The following is a 15986-nucleotide window of genomic DNA, read 5'->3' as shown; positions in this document are numbered from 1 at the left end:
CATGTCGCGCGTGACCATCAACGATGTGGCTCGTGCGTCCGATACGTCGAAGAAGACCGTCTCCCGCGTGCTCAACCAGGAACCGGGCGTGCGCAAGGAAGTGCGCGACCGCGTGATGGTCGCCGTCGCCGAGCTCAACTATCGCCCGCTCGCGTCGGCGCGCAGCCTGGCGTCCAATCGTTCCTTCATGATCGGGCTGCTCTACGACAATCTCTCGCCCAGCTACGTCATGGAGGTGCAGGCGGGCGTGCAGGAGGCCTGCGAAGCGCACCAGTACAGCATGATGGTGCAGCCCCTCGACTCCAAGGCGCGGGACTTCATGGAGCGCGTCGAAGGCATCCTGTGGCGGCACCGCCCGGACGGCCTGATCCTCACGCCACCCATCACCGACCATCCGGCGCTGTTGCGGCACCTGCGCGCCACCGGGCTGCCGTTCGCGTCGATCGCGCCGCACAAGTCCAAGGGCATCGTCGGCGTCATCCTGCAGGAGCGTAAGGCCGCCGCGGCGATGGTGGATCACCTGGTGGCCCTGGGGCACCGTCGCATCGCGCACATCATCGGCGACCCGAAACACGGCGCGGGCGTATGGCGCCTTGCGGGATACCGCGACGGGCTCAAGCGGGCCGGGATCGATGAGCGTGCCGACTACATGGTGCAGGGCCAGTTCTCGTTCGAATCCGGCGTGAAGGCGGCCCGTCAGCTACTGCGCCTGAAGCAGCGGCCCACGGCGATCTTCGCAGCCGACGACGACATGGCCGTCGGTGCCATCTGGGCCGCCGCCGAGGCAGGCGTGCAGGTGCCCGGCGAGGTATCCATCTGCGGTTTCGACGACACCTCCATCGCTACCCGCGTGTGGCCGCTGCTCACCACGGTGCACCAGCCGGTGCGCGACATGGGCAAACGCGCCACGGAAGAACTCCTGCTGGGCCTGCTCGGCAAGGGCGAGCCCCGTATGGTCGAAGTCGATTACCAAATGCGCCTGCGTGCATCCACGGCGCCCGCACCCCGATAGAGGAAGCACCGCATGTCCGAGCGCCGGTTCCATTTCATCTCCGGCCTGCCGCGCGCGGGCACCACGCTGCTCGCCGCCATCCTCAACCAGAACCCGCGCTTCCGCGCCGGCATGACCAGTCCCCTGGCCGACATCATGGGCGTGGTGGTGGCCGAGGCCAGCAGTAAGAACGATTTCGCCTTCGACGTCACCGACGCACAGCGCGTGGCCGTGTTGCGTGGGTTGGTGGAGAACTTCTACTCAGTCGATACGCGCCCCGAGGCGGTGTTCGACATGAGTCGCCTATGGTGCAGTCGCATGGGACTGCTCGATGCGCTCTTCCCCGGCGTGAAGGTGATCGCCTGCGTACGCCAGTTGGCTTGGGTACTAGACAGCATGGAGCGGCTGGTGCAGAAGCAGCCGGTGAGCGTCAGCAAGGTGTTTCGCTTCGACACGAATACGACGGTGTATTCGCGCGTGGAGGCGTTGACCGATCCGCGCGGCATGGTCGGATTCGCGTACCAGGCGACGAAGGAGGCGTTCTACGGTGAATACGCGAAAGACCACCTGCTGCTGCTTACCTACGAGAGCCTGGTGCGCGATCCGGAAGCCGCCATGCGTGCGGTCTATAAATTCCTGGGTGAGCCCTGGTTCGATCACGACTTCGACAACATCCAATACAGCGCAGACGAATTCGACGCGCGCGTGGGCATGCCCGGGCTGCACGTCGTCCGTGCCAAGGTCGAGGCCGTCGAGCGGACGCCGGTGCTGCCGCGCGAGGTCTTCGGGCGTTTCGCCAACGAGGCGTTCTGGGCGGATCCGAAGAACAACGTCAACCAGGTGACCATCGTCTGAGTATGCCGATCGCGCCGCATGGGGGTGTGCTCAAGGAGCTGTACCTGCCGGAAAGGGAGGCGCTCGAAGCGAGGCGCGCATGCGGGGCGCTGCCCAGCGTGGTGCTGGATCATCGACAGCTCTGCGATCTGGAGTTGTTGCTCGACGGGGCGTTCTCGCCGCTCGAAGGATTCATGGGGCAGGGGGATTACGACGCCGTCGTCGACACCCTCCGCCTGGCCGATGGCACCCTTTGGCCGATGCCGATCACGCTCGATGTCGCCGAAGACGTCGCGGCGTCGCTGTCGGTCGGGCAGGATGTCGTGCTGCGAGATGTCCAAGGCACCGCGTACGCGTTGCTTACCCTGAGCGATATCTTTCGTCCGGATAAAGAGCGCGAAGCGTCCAGGGTGTACGGCACGCTGGATCGCCAGCATCCAGGCGTCACGGACTTACTGCGGCGGGGCCGTGTCTGCCTCGGCGGCTGCGTTCGCGGCCTGCAACGTATGGCCCATTACGACTTCACGGACCTGCGAACCACTCCCCGGGAGATGCGCGCCTATCTCGCCGAACGCGGCTGGGATCGCATCGTCGCCTTCCAGACACGCAATCCATTGCACCGCGCGCATGTGGAACTGACGCGGCGAGCCATGGAAGCGGTGGATGGCAAGCTCCTGTTGCATCCTGTCGTGGGTCGCACCAAGGACGGCGACATCGACACGTACACACGCGTCCGCTGCTATCGGGCCTTGCTTGCGCATTATCCTGCAGACTCGGTCAAGCTGTCGGTCCTCCCGCTGGCCATGCGCATGGCGGGCCCGCGCGAAGCGCTTTGGCACGCCATCATCCGGAAGAACTTCGGAGCGAACCACTTCATCGTCGGGCGTGATCACGCGGGGCCGGGAAAGGACGCATCGGGACGGCCGTTCTATGAGCCGCTGGCCGCGCAGGCCTTGGTCCAGGCTTACGCCGACGAGTTGGGCATCACGGTGCTTCCCTTCGCGCCCATGGTCTATTCACCCGCCCGGCACGCTTACGTCTCCACCGACGAGTTGCAGCCCGGCGAAGCCATGAACGACGTGTCGGGAACCGAACTGCGCAGGCACCTGCGCGAAGGCAGTCCCATCCCGGAATGGTTTACCTACCCGGAAGTGGAAGCCATTCTCCGCCGGCGCTTCCCGCGTCCGGAGAGTCGGGGATGCGCCATCTTCTTCACCGGACTGTCCGGGGCGGGCAAGTCGACCATCGCGCAGGCGCTTAGGGCCGCCATTCTCAAAAATACGGGGCGGCAGGTCACCCTGCTCGACGGCGACGAGGTACGGAAGACGCTCTCGGCAGGCCTGGGCTTTTCACGCGCGGACCGCTCCGCCAACATTCTCAGGATCGCGTACGTCGCCTCGGAAATCGTGCGTCACGGTGGTTTCGCCATTTGCGCGCCGATTGCGCCGTATGCCGCCGACCGGGAAGCGGCCCGTGCGCTGGTCGAGGCCCATGGCGATTTCATCGAGGTGCACGTCAGCACGAGCCTCGAGGTCTGCGAAGCACGCGACACCAAGGGGCTGTATGCGCAGGCGCGTTCGGGCGCGCTCAAGCACTTCACGGGCGTCAGCGATCCCTATGAGGCGCCCGAAGCTCCTGATCTCCGCCTGGACGGCGCGGAAGACACCCCTGCGGATCTCGCCGCCCGAATCGTCGTCGCGCTTCGCGGGCGACAGCTGATCGTCTAGACCGATTCACGGCCGAGTTTCCCGCAAAAAGTTACGCATGGCCGATGGCCTGAACTGAAACGTCCTTGTCACTCGGGCGACCTACGGTGGGCTGCTCGACAGGTCATCAGCGATCGTTCCCATGGACCATTCCCGACGCCGTTTCCTGGGCGTCGCCGGCGGATTCGCCGGCGCGTGCGTTCTCGTCGATCCGTGGCGCGTGTCCCGGGCAATGGATATGCCGATGAAGCAACGGATGGCCATGCCGGCCCTGGCGGCGCCGAACGTGCCGCTGGTGAACCCGGTGACCATGGCGAAGTTCGTCGATGCGTTGCCGGTGCCGCCGGTCGCCTCGCCAACGGGCAAGCGTACCCATGCCGGTTTCGGCGACCGGCAGCTGCCGTTCTACCGGATGCCGATGCGGGCGTTCAGCGCCAGGGTGCATCGGGATCTGCCGCCGACGCCGCAATGGGGCTACGCGGGGTCGACGCCAGGCCCCACGATCGTGACCCGACGTGGCGAGCCGGTGTTGGTGGAATGGGCCAACGAGCTTCCGATCCGGCATTTCCTGCCGATCGATCATGGTATTCACGGCGCGGAGAAATCCAAGCCCGACGTACGCACCATCACCCACGTGCACGGCGCGCGTGTTTCCGCACCGAACGACGGCTGGCCCGAAGACTGGTACGTGCCGGGTGAATCGGTGACCGCCCTTTATCCGGGAGACCAGGACGCCGCCACCTTGTGGTACCACGATCACGCCATGGGCATCACGCGCCTGAATATCTACGCGGGCCTGTTCGGCAGTTTCCATGTGCATGACGACGACGAGCAGGCCCTGGGACTGCCCTCGGGCGAATTCGACATTCCGTTGATGCTCTACGATCGCCTGCTCGCCAGGAGCGGGAAGCTCTACTACCCGGTGTCGGACGATCCCGAGGCGCCCTGGGTGCCCGAATGCCGCGGCGACGCGGTGCTCTGCAACGGCAAGCTGTATCCGTATCTCGAGGTGGAACCGCGCCGCTACCGCTTCCGGCTGATCAATACGGCCAACACCCGCTTCTTCAACCTGTCGCTGTCGCACGGCAAGCCGTTTCAGCAGATCGGCAGCGACCAGGGGCTGCTCGCGGCGCCCACCGATCGCTTGGCCATCGAACTCTATCCCGCCGAACGTGCTGAGGTGATCGTCGATTTCAGCGCATATGCGGGCCAGTCGGTGCAGCTGCGCCACCAGGCCGACGGCATCGTCGAGTTTCGCGTTCGCGCCAAGGGTCGCCGCGATACCTCGGTGGTACCGGCCGCGTTGCGCCCGGTCGAGCGAATCGATCCCTCCACGGCGGTGCAGGATCGCGTGCTTGCGCTGGGCGAACAGGACGACTCCGGCGGCAATCCGATGACGATGCTGCTCGACGGGAAGATGTGGAGCGATCCCATCAGCGAAAAGCCGAAGAAGGGCACGGTCGAAACCTGGACCTTCGTCAACGTGACGGGCGACGCGCATCCCATCCACCTTCACCTCGTGCGCTTCCAGATACTGGAACGCCGCCCCTTCGACCTCTTCGCGTGGAACGCCCGCAAGGAGCTGACGTTCACCGGGCCGTCGTTACCACCGGCCGCGCACGAGGCCGGCTGGAAGGACACCGTGCGCTGCGATCCCGGGACGGTCACGCGCATCATCGCCCGCTTCGACGGCGAGCCGGGCAAATACGTGTGGCATTGCCATTACCTCGAACACGAGGACAACGAAATGATGCGTCCTTACGAACTCGTCTGAGCGCGTTCGATGCCACGCCGCGGAACTCACGATTGTCCGCAATATCTTGCGTTGACGCGTGGCCGTCATCACGCTCTCGTGCATTGTCTCCCGCGCGACAACGATTCGTCACATGCGGGGCCGATGCTCGCGGACGTCGACGGGCCATCCAGAACCTGGTCGACAGGCATCAGGGGGACGACTTCCTTAGGGAGAGATTCACGATGTTTACTTGGTTGCGCCGCACACGGCTTTCGCCGTTGTTGATGGGTGCGCTTTCCGTCGGCCTTGCCGGCATCGTCAGCGCACAGGACACCACCCCACCCGATCACGATGCGACGTTCCGCCAGAACGTGCCCGTGGCTCCCTTCAAGAATCCGGTCGGCCTTCCCGGCGGCATCGTCGTGCTGCACAAGCCGCACCCGGGTCAGGACAACAGCGACGACACCGCCACACCGATCAAGCACGTGATCCTGCTGATCGGCGAAAACCGCACGTTCGACCACGTGTACGGAACCTACACCGCACCGAAGGGACAGTCGGTGGATAACCTTCTGTCGAAGGGCATCGTCAACGCCGACGGTACGCCGGGCCCGAACGTGGATCGTGCCGCGCAGTTCATGGCTTCGAGCACCGGCAAGTTCGACATGTCGCCGAAGAAGGCGGGCCGGTACAAGACGCTTCCGCAAATGAACACCGGTGGCGCCCCCACCACGGCACCCTTTGCGTCCGCGGCGCAGGCGCGGGCCGTCGAGCCGGCCCTGCCCGACGATACCTACGACATGCTGGCCTCCGGCGGCACGGGATTGCCCAACCGCGTCGTGGATACCCGTTTCCCGGCCAAGCTCGCCAACGCGCCGGTCGACATGCATGCGTCGATCAGCTACGACGCCTACGCCAACAGCCCCGTGCACCGCTTCTTCCAGATGTGGCAACAGCTCGATTGCGACACCAGGGCCGCCACGCCGGACAACCCCAGCGGTTGTCGTAACGACCTGTTCCCCTGGGTCGAGACCACCATCGGCGCAGGAAGCAACGGCAAGGCGCTGCCCGCGAACTTCACCGACCAGACCACCGGTGAAGGCGCCACGGCCATGCAGTTCCTCAACATGGCCCAGGGCGATGCGCCTTACTTCAAGGAGCTGGCGCAGACCTACGCCTTGAGCGACAACTTCCACCAGTCGGTCATGGGCGGCACGGGTGCCAACCACATCATGCTGGGCTTCGGCACCCTGATCTACTACGCCGACGCCAGCGGGCACCCGGCCACCCCGCCGGAAAACCAGATCGAAAACCCGGACGCGCAGTTCGGTACCAACAACTGGTGGGTGCAGGACGGCTACAGTGGTGGTTCGTACGTCAATTGCTCCGACGAAAGCCAGCCGGGCGTGAAGCAGATCAGGAACTACCTGCGCTCGCTGCCGTACGAAACGTTCAAGGGCACGGACTGCAAGGCCAAGGCCTACTACCTGGTGAACAACTACAACCCAGGCTACCTCGGTGACGGCACGCCGGCTCCGTTGGGCGATGACCAGTTCACCATTCCGCCGACCACGCAGGAGAACCTGGCGCTGCTGCTGGAGAAGCACCACGTGTCCTGGAAGTACTACGGCGAAGGCTTCGATGACGGCAAGGAAGACGGTGAGGGCGGCACCTTCTGCAACATCTGCGATCCTTTCCTGTACTCCACCCAGGTGATGACCAATCCGGAACTCCGTGCCAAGAACCAGGACCTCAACGACCTGTACGACGACATCAGGAACGGTACGCTGCCGGCGGTGTCCATCGCCAAGCCGGACGGCATCCTGGACGGTCACCCGGCTTCGTCGAAGCTCGACCTGTTCGAAGGCTACGTGCGCAAGATCGTCGAGATGGCCAAGGCCAACCCGAAGGTGTGGGACGACACCGTGATCATGGTGACCTTCGACGAAGGCGGCGGCTACTACGACTCCGGCTACATCCAGCCGATCGACTTCTTCGGCGACGGCACGCGCATTCCGCTGCTGGTGGTGTCGAAATACTCCCAGGGCGGCAAGGTGGTGCATACCTATTACGACCATGTCTCGTTCGACAAATTCGTCGAGGCCAACTGGAAGCTAAAGGACCAGATCTCGGCGCGTAGCCGAGACAACCTGCCCAATCCGGTGACGTTCAGGAAGAACCCCTATGTGCCGGTGAACGCACCGGCCATCGGTAACCTCATGGACATGTTCAACTTCACGCGGAAGGACGTCAGCGACGTCACCGCGATCGCGGACTGATCGCCGGCCGCTCGCGAGATACCGACCCTGCCCGCGGAAGCGGGCGGGGTCTTGGTGAGGCAAGGAGTCGAATGATGATGACGTTTTACCCGGCCAGGCGGCGGGTTGCCGCCATGCGCCTGACTCGGCGGGTTGCCGCCGCCGCGTGTGCCTTCGCGCTGACCACGATCGCAACGGTCCACGCCGATCCCGGCGACTTTGGCGCCATGCCCGGTTTGTGGAAGATCCTCGTCCGCCACGTGAGCAACGGCAAGGCCGGCGCGCCGGAGGTGCAATGGCATTGCGTGGATGAAGGCGCCGATCCCTGGACCACGTTCGCCGCCTGGACACCGGCGGAGGGCGAGTGCGCCGCCACGGACCAGCAACGCCGCAGTACCTCGCTGGCGTGGAAGCTCACCTGCAAGGGGGCTCCGGCGGCTTCGGCGCGCGTGGACTTCGACAGCGCCAAGCACTACACCGGCAGCGTCACGGTCGAAGGCCGCGGCGAGGTCACGCAGGTGGAAGGTCAGCGTTATGCCGCCTGCACCAGTCCACAGGACTAGCGCGGCGGCCACGACGACGCCCGTGTGTCGGGCGCGCCGGGACGCCGAACGGTAGGTCCGGCGCGCAGGTACCTCGCTTCCGCGGCGTTAGCCCTTACAGTCGGAACGACCCGACCACGGCCTTGAGCGTCACGGTCTGGTCCTCCATGGCCTTCGCCGCCGCGGCGGCCTCTTCGACCAGGGCCGCGTTCTGCTGGGTCATGTCGTCCAGCTGGGTGACCGTGCGGCTGACCTGGTCGATGCCTTGGCTCTGTTCCTGGCTGGCGGCCATGATCTCGTCCATGTACGCCGCCACGTGGCGTACGTGCGTGGTGAGATCCCGGATCGTCGTGCCGGCGTGCGACACCAGCTCCGCACCACGCGCCACATCGTCGGACGCACCCGCGATAAGCTGCTTGATGTCGCGCGCGGCTTTCGCCGAACTCTGCGCGAGGTTACGCACCTCGCCCGCCACGACGGCGAACCCGCGGCCTTGCTCGCCGGCACGTGCGGCTTCCACCGATGCGTTCAAGGCGAGCAGGTTGGTCTGGAAGGCGATGCCATCGATCACGCCCACGATCTCGTTGATGCGCGCCGACGAGGCGCTGATCGCATCCATGGTCTCGACCACCTGGTCGACCACCTCACCGCCGCGCTGCGCCGCACCGGCGGCGTCGCGGGCCAGGGTATTGGCCTGCTTCGCGTTATCGGCGTTCTGGCGCACGGTGGCGGTCAGCTCTTCCATCGACGCCGCGGTCTCTTCCAGGGAACTGGCCTGTTCTTCGGTACGCTGGGAAAGGTCCATGTTGCCGCTGGCGATCTGGGTGGCGGCCGATGCGATGGCGGTGGTGCTGCCGTGGATCTGCCGCATCATGCCTTGCAAACGTTCAACGAACGCGTTGAAGCTGGCGACCACGGCGTTGTACTCGCTGCCGCTGCCTTCCGGCAGGCGCCGGGTTAGGTCGGCATCGCCGGAGTTGAGCGTATCGATGTTGGTACGCAGCACGCCCAGCTGCTTCATCAGCAGGCGGATACCCACGATGAGCGCGGCCACCAACAGCAACGCCATCGGCAACTGCACCTCGGCCAGCCGTAGCAGGATCTGCGAGCTTTGCTGCGTGATCAGCGCCGTAGGCAGGCTCGTCGCGATGAACCACGGCGTGCCGGCAATCGGCTGCATGAATAACGTGCGCGCACCCTTGTCGTCGTAATCGGTTTCAAAGGGCGCGTGTTTCAGGTTCGGCATGACGCGGGCGACTTCCGCCGCCATGGGCGACGAGCCGGCGACATCGGCGAGCTTCTTCAGGACGATATCGTCCTTGATGTAGGTGCTGTTGCTGACGATGGTGCCGTTGGCTTCGACGATCAGGATCTGACCGTTGACACGCTTTTCCATGTCGGCGACGAGGTGATTGAAGAAGCCCAGGGTAACGTCGATGGTGGCGACGCCGAAGACATCGTTACCCTTGTAGATGGCCATGGCGCAGTTGGTGCGCGGCTGGGCGCTGGCGTCGTCCTTGTAGGCATTGGCCCAAAGGCAATGTCCTTTCGGCGCATCCAGTCCGTTCTTGTACCAGCTCTGTTCCCAATACTTGAGGGCCGTGGGCTCGTTCCAGTGCGTGTTCACCTGAAGGTGGTTGGAAGCGTCGCGCGCGTAGAACGTGCTGTCGCGCTCCTTGGCCGGGTCGCGCTTGAAGGGCAGGGGCCAGATGCCGCCGCCGAATACGTCCGGATCGCCGTACTGGTCGACCAGGCCGGGCTGCAGGCGGTCGATCGCGGCGCTATCCATGAGCGGCACGGCCTGGGTGATGCTGCGCTGCTGCGCCTCCACCTGGTGCAGCTTGGTGGTGATCACCACGCCGATCTCGTTCACGTTACGGCTGACCAGGGCCGCCTCGGACCGGCGCAGCTCCGGGGTGATGAACGTATGGATCATCACGAGGGTCAGCGCGACGAGCAGGATGAAATAGCCAGCGAGCAGAGCGATACCGCGCGACTGGGTGGAGCGGAAGGCATTCATGGAGGAAGGTGATCACGGCAAGCTGGGACAGCCTTCATCGGCCGATCCTTCCCGCGCTTGAGGCGTTTATGTGTCCGTTTCACGAATCTCATGCGGTGGTGATTCGCGAAGACATCGGCGTCCGAAAGGCGCGTTGTCCAGCGCCCGTGCAAGGTTCGATCAATCCCGGTCGATGCGGAACCGCATGGACCGGAAATCCAGGGTGAAACCCGCCGCATTCGCCCAAAGATCCTGCCCGAAATTACCGAACATGGGCGGACCGCCCGGCCCGGGACGGCTCGCCGTCTGGATGCGCACGTTCTTGAGGGTGAGTTCTTCCTTGCCGAGCATGAACGTCCATTCGGGTTGGGTGACCGTATCGAATTCCCGCGCGCCGCCGATGCCCGCCGACGACTGCCGGGAGCGCGGCCAAGTGGCCGCGCGATCCTTGACCGTCGCCCAGTAGGCGGAGGACAGGCCCGTGGTGCTCGCACCCGTATCCAACGCCAGTGGCACCATATCGCCCCCGGTGGAGGCCATGACGACCGGTGTCAGGCCGTCCATATAGATCCGCACGCCATCTTCGATGGGGGCGGATGGGGATCCGATCGAGATCGCCTTGTCACCATGAAAGCGGATCTGGCCGAGCGCCTGGAACACGGGGTAGCCGAACGCGGCTGAAATCTGGTGTTCCGTGGTGGGCAGCTTGATGTGCAGGAGATCGTCGCGAGCCACCAATACGGCCACGTTGCGGAGCGTGACGCTACCCAGGTGAATCTCTTTCACGATCGCCACCCTGCTTTGTACCGTGGCGCCGGTACTGGAGGCGACGCCGCCGCCCGCGCCCTTGACGGTCAGGCCGAGCCGCTTGGCGAAGCTTTCGCTGACCACCGAATAATTCGCACCCAGGTCCAACATCCACGATCCCTGGACGCCGTTCGCCACGGCGTCGACGTCCAGCGTGCCGAGGGGATTGCGCCGTATGGGCAGTCGGGACTCGCCCGAAAAACTCACGGTCTGGGGCGGTAGACCGCTGAGGCCACTGGCCAGGGACAAGACGTCTCTTATGCCCTGCACCTCGTCGGGAGCGATGTCTTTCGCATGGTGTTCGAGGGCTTCGCGCAGGGCATGGGCCTGGTCCGCGTACGACGAGGTTTTCTGGTAATCGTCGGACAGGATGAGCAGGGCGTTGGCCGATAGCGTCGAACGTCGTTGCTCCAATTCGGGCAGGGCCCGCTGAAGGGCACGCCTCGACCCTGCGATGTCGTTCATTCGATTGGCGACGAGGCCCCTTACGTAGTCGCCCTCGGCCGTATCGGGCAACGTGGGCAAGAGCGCCGTCACCTCATTCATCCGCCAGGCGTCGAGTGCCGCCACGGTCTGGGCTACGGGATCGGGCTGCGTTGCCGTGGCGGCGGGCACGCCGGCGCAGGCGAGCATGGCCAGCAGATACTGGAAAGGACGTGTGTTCACGAGCGGGGCCTTCGGGGGAGGTGAGGGACGCGCCGCGTGAGCGGCGCTAGCGCTGTCGATGAAGTCGGCTTGGGCGGCCCGGCACGGCGAACCGTCGGGTTCATGGTTGCGCCATGACCTCATCATCGGTACTATTCGTAAATTAGATATTACTTTCTGTTTTACAGAAAACTATAGCCATCCCATGATGAAAACACAACGCTTGCAACGGCATGCCCGACGATTGCGTTTCGCGACGCTGGCGGCCGGTGCGTTGCTCGTGCTGATGGTGCTGGGTGGCATCGTCCTGCCGGACAACGGAGTCATCCGGGTGAGCGGGGCGGAGCTGCCCCACGCCTGGAACGTCATGATCAGCGCCATCGTGATCGGGCTGGCCGTGCTCAGCCTCGTCTCGCTGGCGAGGATGTTGGGCGCGGTGGAGGCGGGCGGCCTGTTCGCCAGGCCGGTGACGCGCGGGTTTCGTCGCTTCGCGCTGCTGTACCTGCTGTCCATCGTCGCGGACCTGTCGTTGCCACCGATGGTGCAGCTGGGCTTACTGCTGGCGAACGGAGGTCACGGTCTGGTGACGGTCGGCTTCGACAATGCGCGCGTGCTTTCGCTGGCCGTCGCGGCGCTTCTCTTCTTCATCGCGCGCCTGTTCGACGAGGCGCAGCGCTTCGAAGAAGACAGCCGCGGCATCGTCTAAGGCCGCCCATGGGAATCGTCGTCCGCCTCGACCTCATGTTGGCCTTGCGCAAGGTGCGGTCGCGCGACCTGGCGGCGCACGTGGGCATCACGGAAAGCAATCTGTCGCTGTTGAAATCCGGCAAGGTGCGCGGCATCCGTTTCGCCACGCTCGCGGCGATTTGCGAGTACCTGGACTGCCAGCCCGGCGATCTATTGGTTTACGACCCGGAAGAGCCCGACGCGCTGTAGACGCATCCGGCGCGACGGACGGTGTTTCACTCGGTCGTCGCGAGCATGGCGTCAGCCAGTTCGATCAATGCGCGCAGCCTGTCCATCCGCTTGAGGTCCTGGTGGTATCCGACCCATATATCCCTGCCTGGCGGCGATCCGCCGGCATCGATGCGCAGCAAGCCCGCCGTCGCGTCGCCCAAGGGACGGGGCAGCACCGCCAGCCCCGCGCCTCGCAGGCACATCTGCGCCTGCACCGATCGGCTGGTGCTGGAAAACGTGCGACGCGCCTCGGGGAATCGCTCCCGCATCCACGCGACATCGGGGAAATGCGACTGCGCTTCGTTCATGAAGATGAGTCCGACGGATGCGGGGTCGTCGGTCATCCGTTCTATCGTGGTGGACGATCCATAGAGCCCGTAGTGCATTCGCATCAGGCGACGCTGGACGATGTCCGGCTCGGTAAACGGCACGAGACGGAACGCGACGTCCACATCGCGACGAGCGAGATCCGACAGGCGATATCCCGCGATCACCTCGGGCACGACGGCGGGATGCTGTCTGGCCAGTTCCATGAACACGGGTGCGAGTACGTAGCCCGCGAACCACTCGGCGCATCCAATGCGAAGAACACCCTCCAGGCGTTCGTGGTTTCCCGAGAGCCGACGCTCCACCGAAAGCGCGGACTGCTCCATCGCTTCGGCAGCCGCCACGATACCGTCGCCGGCGTCGGTCAGGACGAGCCCGTCGGACGTTCGTCGAAACAGGGCCTGGCCCGCCTCGTCCTCGAGCACCTTGATGCGCCGTCCCACGGTCGGATGGCTTACCCCCAGGCGACGTGCCGCTTCACCGTAGGATCCGCTCCTGAGCACGGCAAGGAAGATGCGGACGTCGCTCCATTCCATGCACACGCCTTAGTCGGGAAGTGGGGGAAATATGCAACAGCCGGGCTCGGTGGGCAAGCTGGACAGGGCGCCCTTACGCAGCTTCAGGAAGAGTCGTCGCGTGCATAAGTGTAAGCCGAACCTGCATCCATGACAGTCCTCAGGCGCCCACGAACGGCTCATCATGGTGGCAGTGAGTTCGATGGCCGGTACCACGGCCGAAACCCTGAACCTGATCTGCCGCTTGCCATGGGGCTGAGTACCAAGGCGATGGCATGGAGATCCCTTGATGTCGGATAACGATATGCGCGTGTCGGTCTACGTGACCTACGTTGGCGTCCCGAGTGATCGCTTCGATCGCGCCTACTATGAAGAAACCCATCTTCCCCTCGTGATGCGTGCATGGGAGAAATATGGTTTGCTGGGCGCGTCGGCCTTCTTCCCGTCGGTCGGCCACGCCGGAACCTTGGCGATATGCGAATGCCTCTTTCGTGACGAGGCCGCCATCCAGGCGGCCTTCACGTCGGAAGAAGCCGCGTCCGTCATGGCGGACGTGGTCATGTTCACCGACCTGTCTCCCGCACGCGTTCGAGTGGCACCCCTCTGACCCTCACCTTCAGGACACGCGAATGCCATCCCGGATGCTTGCCGCCCTGGCGCTACTTCTCTTCTTCCACGCCACGGAAGCGCAGGTAGCATAGGTCAGCGCCGTCCAGGTCGGCAGTGACATTCCCAAGGATTGGCGACAACCCGCCGTCGACCAGGACTTCGTCAAGCGCGAGGTGATGATCCCGATGCGCGATGGCGTGAAGCTGCACACGGTGATCGTGGTTCCGCGAGGATCGAACGGGGCACCGATGGTGCTCGAGCGGACGCCCTACGACGCCAACTCGTTCTTGTCGACCGATGGCGCCAGACTCCGCGACCGGCTTTTCCCGGGCGACCGCGTATGGGCGGATCATGGCTACATCCTCGTCGCCCAGGATATCCGCGGCAAGTACGGTTCCGAAGGCACGTACGTGATGACCCGGCCGCCGATCGGTCCGCTCAATCCGACGAGGACCGACGATACGACGGACGCCTACGACACCATCGACTGGCTCGTGAAGCACGTCCCGGAAAGCAATGGCCGCGTCGGCATGATCGGCTCGTCCTACGACGGATGGGCCGTGGTCATGGCGCTGCTGCATCCGCATCCGGCGATGAAGGTGGCTGCGCCCGAAAGCCCGATGATCGACGGCTGAATGGGGGACGACTGGTTCCAGTACGGCGCGTTCCGGCAAAAAATGTTCGATTATTTCGCCGAGCAGACCGGCGCGAAAGGAAAGGGCAACCCCATTTTCCGAGCGGGCCGCGACGACTATCAGGACATGCTCGATGCCGGCTCGGCGGGCGCGTATGCCGCGGCGCACGGCATCGACCGCCTTCCGTGGTGGCAACGCCTGTCGACACACCCTTCTTACGATGCGCTATGGCAGGGACAGGCGCTCGACAAGCTCATCGCCGCGCATCCCTCCAACGTTCCGACGATGTGGTTGCAAGGCTTATGGGATCAAGAGGACATCTACGGGGCCATCCACGCCTGGGAAGCACTGAAGGCGAAGGGCATGGCGGCGACCAATCACCTTGCCATGGGGCCCTGGTATCACAGCCAGGTCAACGGTCGTGCCGATGCGCTGGGTCCGTTGAAGTGGAGTGGCGACACGGCCGCCTACTTTCGGCGCGAGGTGTTGCTGCCGTTCTTCGACACGTATCTGCGCGACCGGAAACCCTCGCGGCCCACGCCACACGTGATCATCTACAACCCGGCGGAGGATCGATGGGAACGGTTCGCCGATTGGCCCGGCGCGGGCCCCGACGAACTCACGCCCATGTATCTCCAGCCGAAGGGCGGCCTCGCGCGAAATCGTCCAGCCACGGGTCACGACAGCTACGTCTCCGATCCCGGCAAGCCGGTACCGTTCGAGCCGCTTCCGGTCAGGATGGGCGACCACGCAAGCTGGGCGACGTGGCTGGTGCAGGATCAGCGCTTCGTTTCTACCCGGCCTGACGTGCTGAGCTACCAGACACCGGTGCTCGACGCGCCCGTGCGTGTGGAGGGGGCGCCGGTCGCCGATATGTTTTTGAGTACGACCGGTAGCGACACCGATGTCGTCTTCAAGGTCATCGACGTGTATCCCCCAAGCAACGCGGACGCACCCGAACTCTCCGGCTATCAGCTACCGATAAGCCTCGCGATTTTCCGGGGGCGATATCGGGAAAGCTTCGAACATCCGAGCGCCATTCCCGAGGGTGTGGTGCAGGAATACACCTTCCGCCTACCGACGGTGAACTACACGTTCCTGCCAGGGCATCGGATCATGGTGCAGGTGCAGTCGTCGCTTTTCCCGCTGTACGACCGGAATCCGCAGACCTACGTACCCAACATCTTCTTTGCCAGGCCCGACGACTATCGGCCGGCTACCGTGTCGATCGAACACGGGGCGCAAGGGGCGAGCGCCGTGCTCTTGCCTATCGTTCCATCGTCGACCGCCATCAGCCCGTAAGGAACGTCCGCGGCCGAACGAATTTGCACGTCGAGCTTTCCTGTTTGTCAGTTCCCGATCATTTGTGTTCTTGATAATTTGAATCCATCGGCACGATGTGCCGACCGCGTTGGTGTCGACATCG

Annotated in this window: 12 protein-coding genes and 2 pseudogenes; 10 read left to right on the top strand and 4 right to left on the bottom strand. The window is 64.5% G+C overall.

Annotated features, from left to right (window positions below; translation table 11 throughout):
- The first annotated feature begins 1 nt into the window (after position 1).
- The 6 genes from JNG39_RS10910 (at position 2) to JNG39_RS10885 (ending at position 8087) form a co-directional block, all read left to right on the top strand.
- Entirely contained in the window at positions 2-1012 is a 1011-nt protein-coding gene (locus tag JNG39_RS10910) for a LacI family DNA-binding transcriptional regulator (protein WP_368311404.1), read from the top strand.
- Between the two features lie 12 nt (positions 1013-1024).
- Positions 1025-1846 carry a sulfotransferase gene (locus tag JNG39_RS10905; protein WP_368311403.1) on the top strand — a complete coding sequence of 274 codons (822 nt, stop codon included), beginning with the start codon at positions 1025-1027 and terminating at the stop codon, positions 1844-1846.
- 2 nt (positions 1847-1848) lie between these two features.
- Complete coding sequence (locus tag JNG39_RS10900) at positions 1849-3552, top strand: bifunctional sulfate adenylyltransferase/adenylylsulfate kinase (RefSeq protein WP_368311402.1); 1704 nt, start codon at positions 1849-1851, stop codon at positions 3550-3552.
- A gap of 121 nt (positions 3553-3673) precedes the next feature.
- Positions 3674-5305, top strand: coding sequence for a multicopper oxidase family protein (locus tag JNG39_RS10895; protein WP_368311401.1), 1632 nt, complete (start codon positions 3674-3676; stop codon positions 5303-5305).
- 203 nt (positions 5306-5508) lie between these two features.
- The gene (locus JNG39_RS10890; protein WP_368311400.1) at positions 5509-7545 is read left to right on the top strand and encodes an alkaline phosphatase family protein; all 2037 of its coding nucleotides are present in this window, start codon (positions 5509-5511) and stop codon (positions 7543-7545) included.
- A 74-nt stretch (positions 7546-7619) separates the two neighbouring features.
- A complete protein-coding gene (locus JNG39_RS10885) occupies positions 7620-8087 on the top strand; it encodes a DUF3617 domain-containing protein (protein WP_368311399.1) in 468 nt (155 codons plus the stop codon).
- Positions 8088-8181: 94 nt separating this feature from the next.
- Here the strand turns inward: JNG39_RS10885 and JNG39_RS10880 are convergent, their stop codons facing one another.
- From JNG39_RS10880 to JNG39_RS10870, 3 genes and pseudogenes are all read right to left on the bottom strand, one after another.
- Positions 8182-9087: a methyl-accepting chemotaxis protein gene (locus tag JNG39_RS10880; protein WP_368311920.1), complete on the bottom strand. Its 906-nt coding sequence runs from the start codon at positions 9085-9087 to the stop codon at positions 8182-8184.
- Between the two features lie 132 nt (positions 9088-9219).
- Positions 9220-9855 (bottom strand): annotated as a pseudogene (locus tag JNG39_RS10875) (cache domain-containing protein); the annotation flags it as partial.
- A gap of 390 nt (positions 9856-10245) precedes the next feature.
- On the bottom strand, positions 10246-11538 hold the full coding sequence (locus JNG39_RS10870; RefSeq protein ID WP_368311398.1) for a TIGR02281 family clan AA aspartic protease: 1293 nt from the start codon (positions 11536-11538) through the stop codon (positions 10246-10248).
- 106 nt (positions 11539-11644) lie between these two features.
- Between JNG39_RS10870 and JNG39_RS10865 the strand changes: the two genes are divergently transcribed.
- Complete coding sequence (locus JNG39_RS10865; RefSeq protein WP_368311397.1) at positions 11645-12223, top strand: hypothetical protein; 579 nt, start codon at positions 11645-11647, stop codon at positions 12221-12223.
- Between the two features lie 8 nt (positions 12224-12231).
- Complete coding sequence (locus JNG39_RS10860; protein WP_144912513.1) at positions 12232-12453, top strand: helix-turn-helix transcriptional regulator; 222 nt, start codon at positions 12232-12234, stop codon at positions 12451-12453.
- A 26-nt stretch (positions 12454-12479) separates the two neighbouring features.
- Here the strand turns inward: JNG39_RS10860 and JNG39_RS10855 are convergent, their stop codons facing one another.
- Positions 12480-13337 carry a LysR family transcriptional regulator gene (locus JNG39_RS10855; RefSeq protein ID WP_368311396.1) on the bottom strand — a complete coding sequence of 286 codons (858 nt, stop codon included), beginning with the start codon at positions 13335-13337 and terminating at the stop codon, positions 12480-12482.
- 268 nt (positions 13338-13605) lie between these two features.
- Here JNG39_RS10855 and JNG39_RS10850 point away from each other — a divergent pair, with 268 nt between their 5' ends.
- A complete protein-coding gene (locus tag JNG39_RS10850) occupies positions 13606-13923 on the top strand; it encodes an EthD family reductase (RefSeq protein ID WP_368311395.1) in 318 nt (105 codons plus the stop codon).
- Between the two features lie 178 nt (positions 13924-14101).
- Positions 14102-15862, top strand: a pseudogene (locus JNG39_RS10845) (CocE/NonD family hydrolase).
- The last annotated feature ends 124 nt before the right edge of the window (positions 15863-15986 follow it).

Origin of the sequence: Luteibacter sp. CQ10, assembly GCF_040900725.1 — a bacterium.
GTDB lineage: Bacteria > Pseudomonadota > Gammaproteobacteria > Xanthomonadales > Rhodanobacteraceae > Luteibacter.
The sequence above is the reverse complement of the archived record's forward strand: the minus strand, read 5'-3'. Positions and strand labels throughout refer to the sequence as shown.

Bases quoted from the DNA above. Each gene is read 5' to 3' on its own strand.
- JNG39_RS10910 (WP_368311404.1), top strand. From the start codon at position 2: ATGTCGCGCGTGACCATCAACGATGTGGCTCGTGCGTCCGATACGTCG.
- JNG39_RS10905 (WP_368311403.1), top strand. From the start codon at position 1,025: ATGTCCGAGCGCCGGTTCCATTTCATCTCCGGCCTGCCGCGCGCGGGC.
- JNG39_RS10900 (WP_368311402.1), top strand. From the start codon at position 1,849: ATGCCGATCGCGCCGCATGGGGGTGTGCTCAAGGAGCTGTACCTGCCG.
- JNG39_RS10895 (WP_368311401.1), top strand. From the start codon at position 3,674: ATGGACCATTCCCGACGCCGTTTCCTGGGCGTCGCCGGCGGATTCGCC.
- JNG39_RS10890 (WP_368311400.1), top strand. From the start codon at position 5,509: ATGTTTACTTGGTTGCGCCGCACACGGCTTTCGCCGTTGTTGATGGGT.
- JNG39_RS10885 (WP_368311399.1), top strand. From the start codon at position 7,620: ATGATGACGTTTTACCCGGCCAGGCGGCGGGTTGCCGCCATGCGCCTG.
- JNG39_RS10880 (WP_368311920.1), bottom strand. From the start codon at position 9,087: ATGAAGCAGCTGGGCGTGCTGCGTACCAACATCGATACGCTCAACTCC.
- JNG39_RS10860 (WP_144912513.1), top strand. From the start codon at position 12,232: ATGGGAATCGTCGTCCGCCTCGACCTCATGTTGGCCTTGCGCAAGGTG.
- JNG39_RS10855 (WP_368311396.1), bottom strand. From the start codon at position 13,337: ATGGAATGGAGCGACGTCCGCATCTTCCTTGCCGTGCTCAGGAGCGGA.
- JNG39_RS10850 (WP_368311395.1), top strand. From the start codon at position 13,606: ATGTCGGATAACGATATGCGCGTGTCGGTCTACGTGACCTACGTTGGC.